Below are 17,257 nucleotides of genomic sequence, written 5' to 3' on the forward strand. Positions count from 1 at the left end.
CCGTCGAAATGCTGTCGTCCGGCAACTATCTTGCCGGGCGTTCGCTGGCGACCGTGCTGTTCCTGTCGCTGCGCATGAAGCGGCCGCTCTTCCTGGAGGGTGAGGCGGGCGTCGGCAAGACGGAGATCGCCAAGGTGCTGGCATCGGCGCTCGACCGGCCGCTGATCCGCCTGCAATGCTACGAAGGCCTCGACATTTCCTCGGCGGTCTATGAGTGGAACTATCCCGCGCAGATGCTGGAAATCCGCCTTGCGGAGGCGGCTGGCACCACGGATCGCGGGCGCATCGAGGCGGACATCTTTTCCGAACGCTACCTGATCCGCCGCCCGGTGTTGCAGGCGCTCTGCGCGCCGGATGGCCGTGCACCCGTCTTCCTCATCGACGAGCTCGACCGCACCGACGAAGCCTTCGAAGCCTTCCTGCTGGAGGTGCTGTCCGATTTTCAGGTGACGGTGCCGGAACTCGGCACGATCCGCGCGGCCGAACCACCCATCGTCATCATCACCACGAACCGCACGCGCGAGGTGCATGACGCGCTCAAGCGGCGCTGCCTCTATCACTGGGTCGATTACCCCGCGGCCGCGCAGGAGCTGGAGATCATCCGCCGCAAGGTGCCCGGCTGCAACGAGACGCTGTCGCGGCAGATCGTCGACTATGTGCAGCAACTGCGCAAGCGCGACCTCTTCAAGAATCCCGGCGTCGCCGAAACCATCGACTGGGCGACGGCGCTGACGGAGCTCGACCGCGTGGCGCTGGATCCGGAAACCGTCTCCGACACGCTCGGCACGCTGCTGAAGTATCAGGACGACATTGCCCGCATCGAGGGCGCGGAGGGTCGCAAGCTGCTCGACGACGTGAAGGCCGGACTGGCGGCGGCGGGCTGAGCGATGGCGGCGGCGATGGACAGCAAGGGGCCTGATGCCGCTACCGATGGGCGGCTTGCCGACAATATCGTGCATTTCGCCCGCGTGCTGCGCAAGGCCGGGCTGCGCCTTGGCCCCGCCTCCGTGACGGATGCCATCGAGGCGGTGCAGGCCATCGGCATCGGCGAGCGCGAGGAATTCTACACCGCGCTCTATGCGACGCTCGTCAAGCGCCACGAGGATACCGAAGTCTTCGACGAGGCCTTTCGCCTCTTCTGGCGCAGCCGCGATCTCGTCGGCAAGATGATCGCACTGATGTCGCCGGTCGTGCGGCGGCAGGAGGAGCACGAGAAGCGCAAGGCGGGGGAGACGCGCGTCTCCGATGCGCTGTTCGGCGAGCGGGAAGATCGCCGCCCCCTGCGCGAGGAGCCCGAAATAGAGATCGACGCCCGCTTCACCGTCTCGGGCAGCGAGCGCCTGCGCAAGACCGATTTCGCACAGATGACCGTTGCCGAACTCGCTGCCGCCAAGCGGGCCATCGCCAATCTCGTCCTGCCGGTGGACGAGGTGCGCACGCGCCGCTTCCGCCGCAGCAACCGGCCCGTCGCCATCGACGCCCGCGCCACGATGCGCCAGGCCATGCGCACCGGCGGCGCACTGATCCTGCCGCGCCACCGCGCATCGAGGACCGTGCATCCGCCGCTCGTCGTGCTGGCCGATATCTCGGGCTCGATGAGCCAGTACACACGCATCTTCCTGCATTTCTTGCATGCGCTGGGCGGACATCGCCGCCGCGTGCACGCCTTCCTGTTCGGCACGCGCCTCACCAATGTCACCCGCCAGATGCGCCATCGCGATCCGGATCTTGCCGTGGAGGCCTGCGGCGAGGCGGTCAGCGACTGGTCGGGCGGCACGCGTATCGGCGAGACGCTGCGCGATTTCAACCGGCTCTGGTCGCGCCGCGTGCTGGGGCAGGGCGCCGTCGTGCTGCTCATCACCGACGGGCTTGAGCGCGAGGGCATAGACCTGCTCGATACGGAAATGGACCGGCTGCACCGCTCCTGCCGGCAGCTTATCTGGCTCAATCCGCTGTTGCGCTTCGAGGGCTTCGAGGCGCGGGCGCGGGGCGTGCGGGCGATGCTGCCGCATGTCGATGCGCTGCGGCCGGTGCACAATCTGGAGGCCATGGCGGATCTCGTGGCGGCGCTTTCCGGCGAAGCACGGCGCGGCGGCGACCCGCGGCGCGTCCTGCCGGCGGCATGAGGAGGAGAGGATGGAGACGAAGGACGTGCTCGACCCGCTGACCATCGCGGAGCGCTGGATGGACGACGGACGCATGGTGGCGCTCGCCACCGTGATCGAGACCTGGGGCTCGGCGCCGCGCCCGGTCGGCAGCCACCTGGTCATCGACGGCGAGGGCAATTTCCATGGCTCCGTCTCGGGCGGCTGCGTGGAGGGCGCCGTCATCGGCGAGGCGATGGAGGTGATCGGCGACGGCGAACCGCGTCTCCTGGAATTCGGCGTTGCCGACGAGACGGCCTGGCGCGTCGGTCTTTCCTGCGGCGGGCGCATTCGCGTCTATGTGGAGCGGCTCGGCTGATGGATCCTTACCTGCTGCGCAAACTGAACCGGGAGCGCGCCGCCCGCCGCGCCGTCCTTCACCTGACCGATCTCGGCGACGGCCGCGACCGGGTCATCCGCGAGGGCGATCCCGTCGCGGGGCCACTGGGCGAGGCCATTGCCAGTGCCTTCCGCTCCGGCAAATCCGCCATCGTCGAGGTGGAGGACCGCAAGTTCTTCCTCAACGTGCACCTGCCGCCCGCCCGTATCGTCGTGATCGGCGCGGTGCATATCAGCCAGGCGCTGGCGCAGATGGCTGCGGTCGCCGGCTTCGATGTGGCGATCATCGACCCGCGCACCGCCTTTGCCACGGAAGAACGCTTTGCCGGCATCGATCTCGTCGCCGACTGGCCGGAGGACGTGCTGAAGACGCGGCCGCTCGATGCCTATACGGCGCTCGTCGCCGTCACGCACGATCCGAAGATCGACGATGCGCCGCTGTCGCAGGCGCTTTCGGCCGGCTGTTTCTATGTCGGCGCGCTCGGCAGCCGGAAGACGCATGCAAGGCGCGTCGAGCGCCTGACGGCGCTGGGCCATGGCGAGGCGGAGATCGCCCGCATTTCCGCGCCCATCGGTCTTGATATCGGCGCGGCCAATCCGGCGGAGATCGCCGTCGCCATTCTTGCCGACATCATCGAGCATCTGCGCCGCCGGCCCTTGTGCGAGGCCACGCCATGATCTTTGGCGAAATCCCCGTTTCCGGCGCGGCCGGCGCGCGGCTGGCGCATGGGGTGCGGACGGAAGGGCTTTCGCTGCACAAGGGGCATGTGCTGACGTCGGAGGATACGGCGGCCTTGGCGGCGGCGGATGTTGCGAGCGTCATCGCCGTCCGGCTGGAGGCGGGCGATATCGGCGAGGACGAGGCAGCCGCGCTGATCGCCGCGGCCATCGCGCCCGATCATCTCACCTTCACGCCGCCCGCCACCGGCCGCATCAACCTGCATGCGGCGGCGAACGGCCTCTTCGTCGCCGACCGTGTGGCGATCGACCGCTTCAACCGCGTGGATCCCGCCATCACGCTCGCCACCCTGCCGGATCATGCAAGCGTTGCGGCCGGCGACATGGTGGCGACCGTCAAGATCATTCCGCTCGCCGTTCCGGGCGAACTCGCCCGCAAGGCGGCTGCCGTGCTGGCGGAAAGCCGGGCGCTGGAGGTCAAGCCCTTCGTCGCGCACCGCGTCGCCATCGTCGCCACCGAACTGCCGACCCTCAAGGTTTCCGTCATGGACAAGACGCGACGGCTTTTCGAGCAGCGGCTCGGTCCCTCGGGCAGCCGGCTGAGCACGGAGATCCGGGTGCCGCACCGGGCCGACAGGCTCGCCGACGCAATTCGTAAGACCGCTCTTGAGAACGACCTCGTCGTCGTTTTCGGCGCCTCGGCCGTGACCGATACGAACGACGTCATCCCCGCCGCCATCCGCGCCGCGGGCGGCGTGGTCGAGCATGTCGGCATGCCCGTCGATCCAGGCAACCTGCTGGTCCTCGGCCGCCTCGGCACGGTGCCGGTGCTCGGCGCGCCCGGCTGCGCCCGCAGTCCGAGGGAGAACGGCTTCGACTGGGTTCTTGCGCGCATCTTTGCCGGCGAGAGGCCAGGGCCGCACGACGTCACCGGCATGGGCGTCGGCGGGCTGCTTGCGGAAATTCCAAGCCGCCCGCAGCCGCGCGACCTGCGCCAGCCGGAACGGCCGCTGTCCGTCGCAGCGCTCGTGCTGGCGGCCGGACGCGCCAGCCGCATGAACGGCAGTCACAAGCTGCTCGCGGCCTTCGACGGCGAGGCGCTGGTGCGCCGCTCGACGGAGGCGGCGCTGGCGGCAAGGCCAGCCCGCGTGCTCGTGGTGACGGGGCACCGGGCCGAAGAAATCGAGGCGGAACTTTCCGGCCTCAAGGTCGATGTCGTGCGCAACCCGGATCATGCGCAGGGCATGTCGACCTCGCTCAGGTCAGGCGTTGCCGCGCTGGGGCCGGGTGCGGACGGCGTCGTGGTCATGCTGGCGGACATGCCGCATGTCACCGGCGCCGACGTGCGCACGCTGCTCGACGCCTTTGCGGCGGCCGGCGGTCATGCAATCGTGCGCGCGGTCTCGGGCGGCAAGCGGGGCAATCCGGTCGTGCTGCCGCGCGCCACCTTCGCCGCGGTCCTTCAGCTCGAAGGCGATGTCGGTGCACGGCATATCGTGGAGAGCGCGGGGCTCGAGATCGTGGACGTGGAGATCGGCGCGGCGGCGCATGTCGATGTCGATACGCCCGAGGCGGTGTTTGCCGCCGGTGGCATTCTGAAAGGGTAGGATATGGATCGGGATGCGATCGAGGAGATGTTCCAGGCGCTGGGACCGGTGACGATCAAGCGCATGTTCGGCGGCAAGGGCATCTATCATCAGGGCCGTATCCTGGCGCTGGAGGTGGATGGCGAGATGCTGCTGAAGGCGGATGCGCAGAGCGCGCCCGATTTCGAGGATGCCGGCTGCCGGCAATGGGCCTATGACGGCAAGCAGGGAAAGCCGGTGAAGATGCCGTACTGGTCGATACCCGAGGCCGCTTTCGACGATCCCGACGAGATGGCGCTCTGGGTGCGGCGCGCCTACGAGGCGGCTTTGCGCGCCAAGTAGCGGGCGTTCAGCGCCGTCACCGCATCGGCGGCGAAGCGCGAAAGCGGCGCGGGCAGCGCATCGAGCGGGAACCAGCCGAATTCGGGCAGCTTTTCCGGCTCCATGACGCGCGGTTCGCCGGAAAAATCTTCCGTCACATAGATGAGCGACAGCCAGTGCTGGCGCTCCGCCTCGATGATCTGTTCCGACATGCAGAGGAAATCGACGCTGCCGATGGAGAGACCGGATTCTTCCTCCGCCTCGCGGCGGGCCGAATCGGCGGCGCGTTCCATGTGGTCGACCTTGCCGCCGACGATGTTCCAGGCGCCAGCCTCCGGCGCGCGCAGGCGCCGGTAGAGCAGAAGCTTGCTCTCACGCAAAATGGCCAGGCCGCAACCGAGGCCTGGCACATCGATGCCTGGAATGGACATGAAGGACGATCAGGCCTTGCCGGCGATCAGCATGAAGGCCGGAACGTCTTCGCCGAAGCCGAGCGGCGTCGGGCCGTCGTCTTCGTCGCGACGGTAGCGGTTGCGACGGTCACGGCTGTCGTCGTTGGCCGGGCGCGGCGCGGCATGGTTCACGGCGCGCGTGTTGCGAGCGGGGTTCTGCGGCCGCCCTTCCGCCTTGCGTTCAGCTTTCACGGCTTCCACCTTCTCTTCGCTCTCGCTGGTCTCGATGCGGGGTTCCGCAGCACGGGCTTCGCCCCTGTTGCGGCCACGGGAGCGGTCGCGATCACGACCGCCGCGGTCACGGCCGTTGCGGGGGCGTTCACGCTCCTCGCTTTCGGCCTGCTGCGGCAGCTCTTCGAGATTGCCGCTCAGCCATTCGACCTTCTGGTCGATCAGCTTTTCGATGGCGTCGACGAACTTGGTGTCGCGCCTAGAGACGAGAGTGAAGGCGGCGCCCGAGCGGCCGGCACGGCCGGTGCGGCCGATGCGATGGACATAGTCCTCGGCATGGATCGGGACGTCGAAGTTGAAGACGTGGCTCACGTCCGGGATGTCGAGGCCGCGCGCGGCGACGTCGGAGGCGACGAGCAGCTTGATGTTGCCGTCCTTGAAGTTCGCAAGCATGGTCATGCGCGAGCGCTGGTCCATGTCACCGTGCAGCGCGCCGACGGAGAAGCCGTGGCGATCGAGCGAGCGGAAGAGATCCGACACGTCGACCTTGCGGTTGCAGAAGATGATCGCGTTCTTGAGGTCTTCCTGGGCGCGGATGAGATCGCGCAGCACGGAGCGCTTCTCGTAATCCTTGCTGTGGGTGGCGACGAGCCGCTGCGTCACGGTCTTGGCCGTGGAGGAGGGCGGCGCCACCTCGACCCGCTCGGGGTTCTGCAGGAAGCGGTCGGCCAGCTTCTGGATTTCCGGCGGCATGGTGGCCGAGAAGAACAGCGTCTGGCGCGTGAAGGGGATGAGCTTGGCGATGCGCTCGATATCGGGGATGAAGCCCATGTCGAGCATGCGGTCGGCTTCGTCGATGACGAGGATCTCGACGCCGGTCATCAGCAGCTTGCCGCGCTCGCAATGGTCGAGCAGGCGGCCGGGGGTGCAGATGAGAACGTCCGCGCCGCGTTCCAGCTTGCGATCCTGTTCGTCGAAGGAGACGCCGCCGATGAGGAGGGCGACGTTCAGCTTGTGGTTCTTGCCGTATTTCTCGAAGTTTTCGGCTACCTGGGCGGCCAGTTCGCGCGTCGGCTCGAGGATGAGCGTGCGCGGCATGCGGGCACGGGCGCGGCCTTTTTCAAGCAGCGTCAGCATCGGCAGCACGAAGGACGCGGTCTTGCCGGTGCCCGTCTGGGCGATGCCCAGGATGTCGCGCCGTGCAAGCGCCGGCGGAATGGCGCCGGCCTGGATCGGAGTCGGGATGGTGTATCCCGCGTCGGTGACGGCGGACAGGACTTTCGGGCTCAGGCCAAGATCAGCAAAAGTGGTCAAAGGGAAAACAGTTTCCGTTCCGGTTCTTGCGAACGCTAGGGGTTTCAGCGGCAAAACAACCGCTAGGATGCAGCGCACTTATGCCGAAAGTGCCGGAAAGTCAAGGAAATCAGCGAATTTGGTAAATCCGCGAGCAATTTGAAGTGTATGGACGACGCTTTTGCCCGTGAGAGGGGCTTTCGCCTTGCGTTACGTCAGTTCATGTAGGTCGTCAACTTCATGCCGGCGGTGAGAAAGCGCATCGGGTCGATGGCCTTTCCATTGCGGCGCACCTCGTAGTGCAGGTGCGGGCCGGTGGAGCGTCCCGTCGTGCCGGAAAGGCCGACCGGCCCATCGGTCTCCACATGGTCGCCGACCTTGACGAGCACCTCAGAAAGATGGGCGTAGCGCGTCGTCAGTCCGTTGCCGTGGTCGATCTCCACCATGTTGCCATAGCCGCCGTTGCGGCCGGCGACGACGACCGTGCCGGCGCCGGTGGCGCGGATTTCCGTGCCCGTGCTGGCGCGGAAATCGATGCCCGCATGCAGCGCGAGGCGGCCGAGGAACGGGTCGGTGCGGTTGCCGAAACGGCTGGTGATGTTGCTGCCCGGCGATGGATTGCCGAAAGGCAGCTTGCGCGCCGTGCGGCGCGCGGCGTCGAGCCGTTCCAGGGCGACGTCGAGATCGTTGATCGAATCCTCGAAAGGATCCGTCGCGAGGGCCGGCTCCACGAACGGGCCACCGACGGCTGTATCCGATTCGTCATCGGTCGCCGCGGTGTCGGCGACGTCGAAGCCGGTACGCTTGAGGATGGTCTGGATGGCGTCGGCGGTTTCCGACGCGCCCGCGGTCAGCGACTGGATGCGGTTCAACTGTTCGTGTTCGAGATCCTTCAGCGACAGCGTCACCTTGGAAAACAGCCGGTCGGCGCGGTCGGCGACCGATTCGCCCGAGGCCGCATAGGCAAGCTGCGTCGTCTTCTGCGGCGCGGCGCCGGTAAGGCCCATGACGGCATTGATGGCGCCGGCGGCATCGGCGCGGCGGCCGTCCGTCACCGGCTTTTCGTCGGGCAGGGGAACCGTGTCCACGCCGCTGCTTTCGGCGCGGGTCAGCAGCGCGTCGAGCTTGCCGTGGCGCTCGGAAAGCGCGAGCTGCTGCTGCATCAGCTTTTCCACCTTCTCCTCCACGACCTGCTGGTCGAGAAGCTGGCGGCTCGTGACGCGGTCGACCTGTGCGCGCAGGGCCGAGATGCGGTCTTCATAGTCATGCTGCATGCGCGCCTGGCGCGCCATGGTGGCGCCGATCAGGTCGTCGCGCAGCACGAGATAGGAGGTGGCGGCGAGATAGCCGACGGTGAACATGCCGGCAAAGCAGAAGGTGACGGCAGCCATCCAGGGACGGATGGTCATGTGGCGGATCTTGTCGCCGCTTGCCAGGATCACGACATGCTGCTGCGCGCGCTTTCCGAAGACGCGGTTTTCAGGACGCTCCGACACCGATGACTCCCCGACCGTTTCTGCTGGTCTCGTTCGGGGTGATTACACATTGTTAGGGTTAACAAAGCCTTTCCCGGCCGTCGTTTCGGCCGGAAACATCAGCTTTGGCTCACGGAGACGAGCGAGCGGTAGAAGGACGGCGTCAGCCCCGCTTCGGCGCGTGCGACATCGTTGAACGGCGGCTTCAGCGGACTGCGGAAATTGCTGCGCACCAGCGCCTTGAAGGTAGTGGACGGGTCCTTTTTCTCGCGGGCGCAAAGGAAGCGGAACCACTTCGCACCCACCGCCACATGGCCCTTCTCGTCGTTGTAGATAATGTCGAGGATGTCGGCGCTGACGTGGTCGCCGGTCTCGCGCATCTTCATCTGCAGGGTCGGCGTCACGTCGAGGCCGCGTGCTTCGAGAATCAGCGGCACGACGGCAAGGCGCGCCGTCAGGTCGTTGCGCGTGTCATGCGCGGCCTGCCAAAGGCCGTCATGCGCCGGCAGGTCGCCATAGTCGGCGCCGAAATCGCGCAGGCGGTCGCGGACGAGGCGGAAGTGTTTCGCCTCCTCGAAGGCCACCTGCATCCAGCCATCGAAGAAGGAATGCGGCACGCGCTCCGTGGTGAAACGGGCGACGATGTCGAGCGCGAGATCGACGGCGTTGAGTTCGATATGGGCGAGCGCGTGGAGAAGGGCGATGCGTCCCTTCTCGGTGTGCAGCGAACGCTTCTCCATGTGCTTGGGCGGAATGAGTTCCGGCTTTTCCGGCCGGCCGGGCCGGGTCGGCAAGGCGGGATCGCGCGGCGAGCGCATCGACAGCGTGCGGGCGAACCAGCGCCGGGCGGTTTCCTGCGCCAGTTCCGTCTTCAGGTCGAGATCGGCCGCCAGGATGGCGGCCGTCGCGCCGCCACGCAGACTTTCGATTGGGAGGAGTTCCATCATTCCAAGGCCTTGCTGAAAAGTCCTAAAGCTTTCTGGCGGCGTCGAGGACGGCCTCGACATGGCCCTTGACCTTCACCTTCGGCCATATCTCGGCAATCTTGCCGGCGGCGTCGATCAGCACGGTCGTCCGCTCGACGCCCATATAGGTGCGGCCATACATGCTCTTTTCCTTCCACACGCCGTAGGCTTCCAGGGTCTGGAGGCTTTCGTCCGAGGCGAGCGGCACGCTGAGTTCGTGTTTCTTGACGAACTTGTCGTGCTTCTTCACCGGATCGGGCGAAAGGCCGACGAGCGCGACGCCGGCTGCGTCGAAATCCGCCTTCGCGGCGGTGAAATCCTTGGCTTCCGTCGTGCAGGCCTCGGTGTCGTCCTTCGGATAGAAGAAGAGCACGACCGGCCGGCCGCGCAATTTCGAGAGCGAAATACTGCCGCCGCCATCGCGCGGGAGGGTGAAATCCGGAGCTTCGACGCCCGGGGCCAGTTCTGCCATGGGATTTCCTTTCTTTGGCCGGCTTTTTGAGTCAAGGGCACGGCCTTCCGCATATATAGTGACAGGCAGAATCGTCCAGCGGCGAACGGACGACACGCGGTGATTCCGCGGGATAACGGGGTAGAGGAAACAGGCGCGAGATGGGAGAAATCCGCGACGAGAAGGTTGTGTTCCGCAAACAGGACATCGTGCGCCTGCACGAACTGCCCTCGGCGCAGGCCCACGAACCCATCGTCCTGCACGCGGTCGAGACCGGCCGCATGGGGCTTTTCTGCCGGTTTGCCGCCGCTACCGTCGCGCTCGTCCTGTTTATCGGCGCGGTCGTCGTGGGACTTGTCGAGACGGGCATGTTCGACAGCACGCTGAACGCCCGAGCCGTCGCCGCCCTCAACCAGGCGCTCGGCCCACGCTATCGCGCTTCCGTCGATCATACGGTTCTGCGTCTCGCAGGCTTCAGCGGCTTCGCCCTGAAGGCGCAGGACGCTCGCATCATCGACGTGGAATCGGGCAAGGAACTGGCGACGACCGAGGCCGTCGGCATCGTGCTCGATCCGATGGCGCTGTTCTCCGGCCATATCGCCGTCTCGCGCCTCGACGTCGACGGTGTTGCATTCAATGCGGCGCTGCTGCCCAAGAGCAAGCCGCTCGACCTTTCGGCCCTGCGTATTTCCGACGTACCGGACTATCTGGAAACCACCTTCGAGCGGCTCGACGGCATCAACCGCCTGATCGATGCGAACGGCATGCAGACCGTCAGTCTTTCCGATCTCGGCGTCACCTTCGCGGGAAGCAACGGCCGGCCGGTCGTGCTTTCCATCGCAAGCCTTCAATTTTCCCGCGACACCGCCGGCACCATGACGATCGAGGGGACCTTCGCCCTGGACGGGCGGGAGGGCGAGATCGACCTGACGGCCGAGACCGGCGGTGGAAGCGTCCGCCGGATGGATGGCGCGGTGCGCAACATCGGGCTTGGCGATTTCATGCTCAGCCATACGGCCGAAGGCGTCGTGCATGCCGGGCTGGATACGACGGTCGACGTTTCGGTCGGCGCGCAGCGGGAGATCGAGGGTGTAAAGCCCGAACTGGCGCTCGACGTGAAGTTTGCCGCCGGCGCGGTCTATGGCGATGGGATCGCCGCCGAACTCCGCCCGTCCTCCGTGAAGGCGAGCTACAATTTCGACAAGGGTTCCATCGAGCTTGCCTCGACGGATGCCTCCGTCGGCCAGTCGCATTTCCCCTTCACCGGCGGGCTCATCGATCTCGACCGTGTCTCCGACAAGGCGGACAAGGGGTTCGCCATCGATCTCGTCTTCTCCAATGCCATCAGCCGGCCGGTCGATTCCACCGAGACGCCGATCCGCTTCGACGCCAAGGTCAACGGCTACTATCTGCCGAAGACGAAGAACCTGCATTTCGAGGAAATGGCGGTCTCGAGCGAGAAGGGCAATGTCGCCGGCTCGCTCGCCATGCGCTTCGGCGACCGGGAGCCGGAAGTCAGCTTCGTCATGATCGCCAGCGAGCTGCAGTCGGCGGCGGTCAAGCAGTTCTGGCCCTTCTGGATGGCCAAGACCGCCCGTAGCTGGGTGATCAAGAACATCTTCGGCGGCACCGTCACCAATGGCCGCATCGAGTTCTACCTTGCCGAGGGCCGCAAGCGCGAGCCGGGCGTGCCGATGCATCTTGGTCCGGAAGAACTGAAGATCGACTTCGATATCGAAGGCGCACGCATGAACGTGGCGGGCGAGATTCCGCCGCTGCGCGACACGTCGGGCACATTCCGCCTGCGCGGGCCGCGCACGGAAATCTCGATCACCGGCGGCACGGCCTATTTCCCTTCGGGTCGCTCGGTGGCGCTGACGGGCGGCACCTTCGTCCTGCCGGACAACTATACCAAGCCGCTGATGGCGGACATGGACATCGATGTCGCCGGCAATGCCGACGCCATCGCCGAACTCGTCACCTACAAGCCGATCCGTGCGCTGCCGGCAACCGGCTTCACACCGGAGGATTTCAGCGGCCAGGTGAAGGCGAAGGTCAAGGCGCATTTCGGCATCATCTCCGCGCACAATCCGCCACCGCCGCAATGGACCGCCGCGCTGACGCTCGACGACGTGGACGTGCACAAGCCGATTGCGGGACGCACCGTCACCGCGCTGCGCGGTCTTCTCGCCATCGATCCGCAGGTCGCCGATCTCGACGCCAAGGCGGATATCGACGGCGTGACGCTCGATCTCGAGCTGGTCGAGCCGGTCAGCAAGACCTCCGAGGTCAAGCGCAAGACGGTGCTGTCGGGCACGCTCAGCAACAGGGATCGGGCGAAGCTGCTGCCCGGCTTCGAGAATGTGCTGGAAGGCGAGATTGCCGTCCGGCTCGAGCAGGAGGGCGATGGGCCGCGCAGCGTCGAGGCGGATCTGGGCGGCGCGGCCGTCTCCATTCCCTGGATCGGCTGGACCAAGGGCGCGGGCATCGGCGGCAAGGTCACGCTGACCGCCGACACCAAGGACGGCAGGACCACGGTCTCCGATTTCCGCTTTGCCGGCGACGGGTTCAGCGCCGCGGGCGACCTCGTCTTCCATGGCGCTGCGCTGGAGCGCGCCAATTTCTCGACGGTCCGGCTTTCGGCCGACGACCGTTTCCGCTTGAAGGTCGACCGCGGCAAGTCCGGCTATGCCGTCGTCGCCGACGGCGAGGTGGCGGATGTGCGCGCGGTGCTGGCGCGTCTGAAGAACGCCACGGGCGGCAGCGACGGAGACAAGCAGGGTGCGACCGTCACGGCCAATCTGGCGCGCGCCGTCGGCTTCAACGGGGAAAGCCTCTCCAACGTGAACTTCCGCTATTCCACGACCGGCGGCCGCATTTCCGGGCTCGACCTTTCCGCCGTTACCGCGAGCGGCGCGCCGGTGGTCGGGCAGATGGGACAGAACGGCGGCGCGGATATCATCCAGCTCACCAGCGGCGATGCCGGGGCGGTGGCGCGCTTTGCGGATATCTACCGCCACATGCGCGGCGGCCTCCTGAATGTGCGCCTGCGCGAGACGGCGAACAGCGGCTGGCTCGGCTCCGTCGATATCCGCAATTTCGCGCTGGTCGGCGAGGAGCGGCTGCGCTCGCTCGTCTCCACGCCGGCAGGCGACAGCGGCCGCAGCCTCAACGACGCGGTGCGCCGCGAGATCGATGTCAGCGCCGTGAAATTCTCCCGCGGCTTTGCCCAGGTGCGGGCCGGCGGCGGGGCGCTCAGCCTTGCCAATGGCGTGGTGCGCGGCGAGACGGTCGGCGCGACGTTCCAGGGCACGGTGCGCGATGCGAGCGGCCAGACCGACATGACCGGCACCTTCATGCCGGCCTATGGCCTCAACCGGCTGTTTGCCGAACTGCCGCTGATCGGCATCATCCTCGGCAACGGCAACGACCGCGGCCTGATCGGCATCACCTTCAAGCTCTCGGGCGCTTTCGACAAGCCGAAGCTGACGATCAACCCGCTGTCGATCATCGCCCCTGGCGTCTTCCGCAACATCTTCGAGTTCCAATGAAAAAGGCCGCCCGGAGGCGGCCTCGATCACTGGTTTGCCTGCCGGCCTCAGGCCGGACGGATGAGGATGTGCTTCTTCTTGCCGAGCGAAAGCTTGATCACGCCGTCGGCGGAAACATCGCCGCTGCCGATGACCCGGCGCTCGTCCGAGACGGCCGCGTCGTTGATGCGCACCGCGCCGCCCTGGACGTGGCGGCGGGCTTCGCCGTTGGAGGCGGCAAGGCCGGCCTTGACGACGAGCGACAGGAGGCCGATGCCGGCGTCGAGTTCGCCCGTGGCGACGTCGATCGTCGGCAGGTTCTCCGAGATCGCGCCTTCCTCGAAGGTCTTGCGTGCGGTTTCGGCGGCCTGTTCGGCGGCGGTGCGGCCGTGCAGCATGGCCGTCACTTCCGTCGCCAGGATCTTCTTCACCTCGTTGATCTCGGCGCCGCCGAGGGCGGAGAGACGGGCGATCTCGTCCATCGGCAGGGCCGTGTAGAGCTTCAGGAAGCGCGAGACGTCGGCGTCTTCCGTGTTGCGCCAGTACTGCCAGAAATCATAGGCCGACAGCATGTCCGGGTTCAGCCAGACGGCGCCGTTGACGGACTTGCCCATCTTCGCGCCCGAAGCGGTGGTCAGGAGCGGCGAGGTGAGGGCGTAGAGCTGCGGCGTGCCCATGCGGTGGCCGAGATCGATGCCGTTGATGATGTTGCCCCACTGGTCGGAGCCGCCCATCTGCAGGCGCACGTCGTAGCGCTTGTTCAGCTCGACGAAGTCGTAGGCCTGCAGGATCATGTAGTTGAATTCGAGGAAGGACAGCGACTGCTCGCGGTCGAGGCGCGTCTTCACGCTGTCGAAGGACAGCATGCGGTTGACCGAGAAGTGACGGCCGACGTCGCGCAGGAATTCGAGGTAGTTGATGCCGAGCAGCCAGTCGGCATTGTTGATCATCAGCGCGTCCTTCGGGCCTTCGCCGTAGGAAAGGTAGTTCGAGAAGACGGTCTTGATGCTGGCGATGTTGCTGTCGATGGTGGCCGGCGTCATCAGCTGGCGCGCCTCGTCCTTGAAGGACGGATCGCCCACCATGCCGGTGCCGCCGCCCATCAGCGAGACCGGGCGGTGGCCGGTCTTCTGGAACCAGTGCAGCAGCATGATCTGGATGAGGCCGCCGGCATGGAGACTGGGCGCCGTCGGGTCGAAGCCGATATAGGCCGTCACGGTTTCCTTGGCGAGAAGGTCGTCGAGGCCGGTTTCATCGGAAATCTGGTGGATGAAGCCGCGCTCTTTCAGCGTGCGAAGGAAATCGGATTTGAATTCGGACATGGCCTGTCTCTCTGGTGGGATTGTTTCGAGCGGGCGTTTATCACCTTTGAAGTAGGTTATCACTTCAAAAGTGAGTCTGGAGCGGACGGATGACGGGAATGCGGACGGCAATCGGTTTGATGAGCGGCACGAGCCTCGACGGCATCGACGTGGCGCTGCTGCGCACGGATGGCGAAAGCGTCGTCGAGCGCGGCCCCGCCCTGGGCTGCGCCTATGACGCCGCCTTCCGCCGCCGCCTGCAGGGCGCGCTGGAAACCGCCAAGTCCATCGAGGCGCGCGGCGAGCGGCCGGGCGATCTTGCCGAGATCGAGCGCGAGCTGACGCTGCGCCATGCGGAGGCCGTGCGGGCCTTCCTCGCGGAGAACGGCCTGAAGCCGGCCGACATCGACGTCGTCGGCTTCCATGGCCAGACCGTGCTGCACCGGCCGGATGCCGGCCTGACGGTGCAGCTCGGCGACGGCGGCCTTCTCGCCGAGGAGACCGGCATCGACGTGGTCTATGACATGCGGGCGAACGACATGGTGCATGGCGGGCAGGGCGCGCCGCTCATCCCCGTCTATCACGCCGCGCTGGCCACCGGTCTTTCGCGCGCCGGCAAGGCCGTCGTCTTCGTCAATATCGGCGGCATTTCCAACATCACCTTCATCGGCAGCGACGGCACCATCGTCGCCTTCGACAGCGGGCCGGGCAATACGCTGATCGACCAATGGGTCGAGACCCATGCCGGCATTCCCTATGATCAGGGCGGCATGATCGCCTCGGAAGGCCGTGTCGATCCGGATCTCGCCGCGCGTTATCTCGGCCACGCCTTCTTCACCGATCCGGTGCGCCGTTCGCTCGACCGCAACGATTTCCGCCCGCCCGAGGGCGCGGCGGCGAGCCTGGAGGATGGCGCGCGCACGCTGGCGCATGTCACGGCGGCAGCGATCCTCAAATCGGCGCGCCATCTGCCGGAGCGACCGGGCCTCTATGTCGTATGCGGCGGCGGACGGCTCAACCGCATGATCATGGGTGACCTTGCGGCGCTGGCCGAACGGGAGGGAGCGGAGGTCGTCGGCGCCGAGGCGGTCGATCTCAATGGCGACAGCATGGAGGCGGAAGCCTGGGCCTATCTCGCCGTGCGCTCGCTGCGATCCCTGCCGCTGACCTTCCCGGGAACGACCGGGGTCAAGGCGCCCGTCACCGGGGGTATCCTGCAAAAGGCCATAGCGCGCGGTTAACGCTTTTTTCGCCGCCCCATTCTAGCATCGGTTTGGATCGTTCCGGGGCGCAACTGCACGGGCCGGCCATAGTGTCTTGCGTAAGGTGGCCAATGAGTGGCGCAGGCTTCCTGCTGACGGTGAATTTCCTCATCGCGCAGTGCTTCTGCATGTTTTTCCTGGCGGTCTCCGCCCGGAGCCGCAATCGCGTGGCCGCGCGCTGGTTTGCCGGCTGTTTCGCCGTCGCCTCGCTGGCGACGGTCTTCGAGCTTCTCGTCGCCTATGTTCCTCCGCCGAAGCCCTGGGCGGTGCTCGCCTTCGCCTCCATGCTCGGCGGCATGTTCATGCTGCGCGTCGGCATCGGGCAGCTCTACGGCCTGAAGACCAACCGCGCCTTCCTCGCGACCGTCTTCGCCGCCTTCGTCGCGCTCGACTATTTCATCTACGATCTGCCGCGCGGCACGTTGCAGCATGCGCTGCCCTACCAGATGCCCTTTGCCGTCGCGCTCGGCATGAGCGCCTGGGCAACCTACAGGGCGCGGGTGAAATCCTTCGTCGACCGCTCGCTCGTCGTGCTGCTCTCGGTCACCAGCGCGCATTTCGTCGTCAAGGCCTTCGCCGCGGTGCTCGCCGGATCGGGCGCGACCGCGAAGGATTATCTTGCAAGCCAGTTCGCGCTGTTGTCCCAGAGCATGGGCGCGGTGCTGATCGTCGCGGTCGGCCTCATGCTGCTGTGCGTGCTCGTGCTGGAAATCGTTGCCGACGAGAAGGTGAATGCCGAGATCGATGCGCTCTCCGGCCTGCTCAACCGCCGCGGCTTCGACAACGGGGTGGATGCGCTGGTCGCCGGTCCGGGGCCGCACAGCATCGTGCTCTGCGACCTCGACCGCTTCAAGTCTGTGAACGACACCTACGGCCATCAGGGGGGCGATGCGGCCATTCGCGCCTTCGGGGAAATGCTGCAGGCGGCGGCGCCGAAGGAGGCGCTCGTCGCCCGCATCGGCGGGGAAGAATTCGTGCTGCTCCTGCCGCATACGGGCCGGCAGGCGGCGATGCTCTTCGCCCATGCGCTCAGGGCCACGCGATCGGTTTCTCCCGTTCCCGGCCTGCCGCCGGCCGTCCGGGTCACCTCCAGCTTCGGCGTGGCGGAGATCGGCGAGACGGAACCGCTGCGCTTTGCCATGCGCCGCGCCGACGATGCGCTTTATGCCGCCAAGAATGCCGGCCGCGACTGCGTGCGCGAGGCCGAGCCGCCGGCCCGGATTCTCGAAGTCGTCAAGCGGGCGACCTGAGCCGCAAAGAAAAAGCCCGATGGCGGAACCATCGGGCTT

The 17,257-nt window shown here is 66.5% G+C and carries 15 protein-coding genes; 9 read left to right on the plus strand and 6 right to left on the minus strand.

Features of this window, described 5'->3' with window-relative positions; genetic code table 11:
• Positions 1–8 precede the first annotated feature (8 nt).
• From V8U06_RS03575 to V8U06_RS03600, 6 genes are read left to right on the plus strand one after another with little or no spacing between them, the layout of a single operon-like run.
• Positions 9–884, plus strand: a complete 876-nt coding sequence (locus V8U06_RS03575; RefSeq protein WP_427139585.1) for an AAA family ATPase — start codon at positions 9–11, stop codon at positions 882–884.
• A gap of 15 nt (positions 885–899) precedes the next feature.
• Entirely contained in the window at positions 900–2,126 is a 1,227-nt protein-coding gene (locus V8U06_RS03580; RefSeq protein WP_427139520.1) for a vWA domain-containing protein, read from the plus strand.
• A 10-nt stretch (positions 2,127–2,136) separates the two neighbouring features.
• Positions 2,137–2,463, plus strand: a complete 327-nt coding sequence (locus tag V8U06_RS03585; RefSeq protein WP_226918888.1) for an XdhC family protein — start codon at positions 2,137–2,139, stop codon at positions 2,461–2,463.
• Entirely contained in the window at positions 2,463–3,161 is a 699-nt protein-coding gene (locus V8U06_RS03590; protein WP_427139521.1) for an XdhC family protein, read from the plus strand. The genes V8U06_RS03585 and V8U06_RS03590 overlap by 1 nt, the downstream gene beginning before the upstream one ends.
• Positions 3,158–4,768 carry an NTP transferase domain-containing protein gene (locus V8U06_RS03595; protein WP_427139522.1) on the plus strand — a complete coding sequence of 537 codons (1,611 nt, stop codon included), beginning with the start codon at positions 3,158–3,160 and terminating at the stop codon, positions 4,766–4,768. The genes V8U06_RS03590 and V8U06_RS03595 overlap by 4 nt, the downstream gene beginning before the upstream one ends.
• A 3-nt stretch (positions 4,769–4,771) precedes the next feature.
• A complete protein-coding gene (locus tag V8U06_RS03600) occupies positions 4,772–5,089 on the plus strand; it encodes a TfoX/Sxy family protein (RefSeq protein WP_427139523.1) in 318 nt (105 codons plus the stop codon).
• Here the strand turns inward: V8U06_RS03600 and V8U06_RS03605 are convergent.
• From V8U06_RS03605 to V8U06_RS03625, 5 genes are all read right to left on the minus strand, one after another.
• Positions 5,062–5,499: an NUDIX domain-containing protein gene (locus V8U06_RS03605; RefSeq protein WP_427139524.1), complete on the minus strand. Its 438-nt coding sequence runs from the start codon at positions 5,497–5,499 to the stop codon at positions 5,062–5,064. The genes V8U06_RS03600 and V8U06_RS03605 overlap by 28 nt on opposite strands.
• Before the next feature lie 9 nt (positions 5,500–5,508).
• A complete protein-coding gene (locus V8U06_RS03610; RefSeq protein WP_226918893.1) occupies positions 5,509–7,005 on the minus strand; it encodes a DEAD/DEAH box helicase in 1,497 nt (498 codons plus the stop codon).
• A 194-nt stretch (positions 7,006–7,199) separates the two neighbouring features.
• On the minus strand, positions 7,200–8,480 hold the full coding sequence (locus tag V8U06_RS03615) for a M23 family metallopeptidase (RefSeq protein WP_427139525.1): 1,281 nt from the start codon (positions 8,478–8,480) through the stop codon (positions 7,200–7,202).
• A gap of 98 nt (positions 8,481–8,578) precedes the next feature.
• Complete coding sequence (locus V8U06_RS03620) at positions 8,579–9,406, minus strand: ferritin-like domain-containing protein (RefSeq protein ID WP_427139526.1); 828 nt, start codon at positions 9,404–9,406, stop codon at positions 8,579–8,581.
• A 22-nt stretch (positions 9,407–9,428) separates the two neighbouring features.
• A complete protein-coding gene (locus tag V8U06_RS03625) occupies positions 9,429–9,896 on the minus strand; it encodes a peroxiredoxin (protein WP_427139527.1) in 468 nt (155 codons plus the stop codon).
• A gap of 140 nt (positions 9,897–10,036) precedes the next feature.
• On the opposite strand from V8U06_RS03625, the gene V8U06_RS03630 reads away from it, so the two are divergent.
• Positions 10,037–13,426: a DUF3971 domain-containing protein gene (locus tag V8U06_RS03630; RefSeq protein ID WP_427139528.1), complete on the plus strand. Its 3,390-nt coding sequence runs from the start codon at positions 10,037–10,039 to the stop codon at positions 13,424–13,426.
• Between the two features lie 47 nt (positions 13,427–13,473).
• Here the strand turns inward: V8U06_RS03630 and tyrS are convergent, their stop codons facing one another.
• A complete protein-coding gene (tyrS, locus tag V8U06_RS03635; RefSeq protein ID WP_427139529.1) occupies positions 13,474–14,727 on the minus strand; it encodes a tyrosine--tRNA ligase in 1,254 nt (417 codons plus the stop codon).
• Between the two features lie 89 nt (positions 14,728–14,816).
• Here tyrS and V8U06_RS03640 point away from each other — a divergent pair, with 89 nt between their 5' ends.
• Both V8U06_RS03640 and V8U06_RS03645 read left to right on the plus strand, forming a co-directional pair.
• Positions 14,817–15,947, plus strand: coding sequence for an anhydro-N-acetylmuramic acid kinase (locus V8U06_RS03640; RefSeq protein WP_427139530.1), 1,131 nt, complete (start codon positions 14,817–14,819; stop codon positions 15,945–15,947).
• A gap of 92 nt (positions 15,948–16,039) precedes the next feature.
• The gene (locus V8U06_RS03645; RefSeq protein WP_427139531.1) at positions 16,040–17,218 is read left to right on the plus strand and encodes a diguanylate cyclase domain-containing protein; all 1,179 of its coding nucleotides are present in this window, start codon (positions 16,040–16,042) and stop codon (positions 17,216–17,218) included.
• Positions 17,219–17,257 lie beyond the last annotated feature (39 nt).

This window comes from Shinella sp. G-2 (genome assembly GCF_050172695.1).
Lineage (GTDB): Bacteria > Pseudomonadota > Alphaproteobacteria > Rhizobiales > Rhizobiaceae > Shinella.

Excerpts from the sequence above, each read along its gene's own strand:
- V8U06_RS03575 (WP_427139585.1), top strand. The coding sequence starts at position 9 with ATGCTGTCGTCCGGCAACTATCTTGCCGGGCGTTCGCTGGCGACCGTG.
- V8U06_RS03580 (WP_427139520.1), top strand. The coding sequence starts at position 900 with ATGGACAGCAAGGGGCCTGATGCCGCTACCGATGGGCGGCTTGCCGAC.
- V8U06_RS03585 (WP_226918888.1), top strand. The coding sequence starts at position 2,137 with ATGGAGACGAAGGACGTGCTCGACCCGCTGACCATCGCGGAGCGCTGG.
- V8U06_RS03590 (WP_427139521.1), top strand. The coding sequence starts at position 2,463 with ATGGATCCTTACCTGCTGCGCAAACTGAACCGGGAGCGCGCCGCCCGC.
- V8U06_RS03595 (WP_427139522.1), top strand. The coding sequence starts at position 3,158 with ATGATCTTTGGCGAAATCCCCGTTTCCGGCGCGGCCGGCGCGCGGCTG.
- V8U06_RS03600 (WP_427139523.1), top strand. The coding sequence starts at position 4,772 with ATGGATCGGGATGCGATCGAGGAGATGTTCCAGGCGCTGGGACCGGTG.
- V8U06_RS03605 (WP_427139524.1), bottom strand. The coding sequence starts at position 5,499 with ATGTCCATTCCAGGCATCGATGTGCCAGGCCTCGGTTGCGGCCTGGCC.
- V8U06_RS03620 (WP_427139526.1), bottom strand. The coding sequence starts at position 9,406 with ATGATGGAACTCCTCCCAATCGAAAGTCTGCGTGGCGGCGCGACGGCC.
- V8U06_RS03625 (WP_427139527.1), bottom strand. The coding sequence starts at position 9,896 with ATGGCAGAACTGGCCCCGGGCGTCGAAGCTCCGGATTTCACCCTCCCG.
- V8U06_RS03630 (WP_427139528.1), top strand. The coding sequence starts at position 10,037 with ATGGGAGAAATCCGCGACGAGAAGGTTGTGTTCCGCAAACAGGACATC.
- tyrS (WP_427139529.1), bottom strand. The coding sequence starts at position 14,727 with ATGTCCGAATTCAAATCCGATTTCCTTCGCACGCTGAAAGAGCGCGGC.
- V8U06_RS03640 (WP_427139530.1), top strand. The coding sequence starts at position 14,817 with ATGACGGGAATGCGGACGGCAATCGGTTTGATGAGCGGCACGAGCCTC.
- V8U06_RS03645 (WP_427139531.1), top strand. The coding sequence starts at position 16,040 with ATGAGTGGCGCAGGCTTCCTGCTGACGGTGAATTTCCTCATCGCGCAG.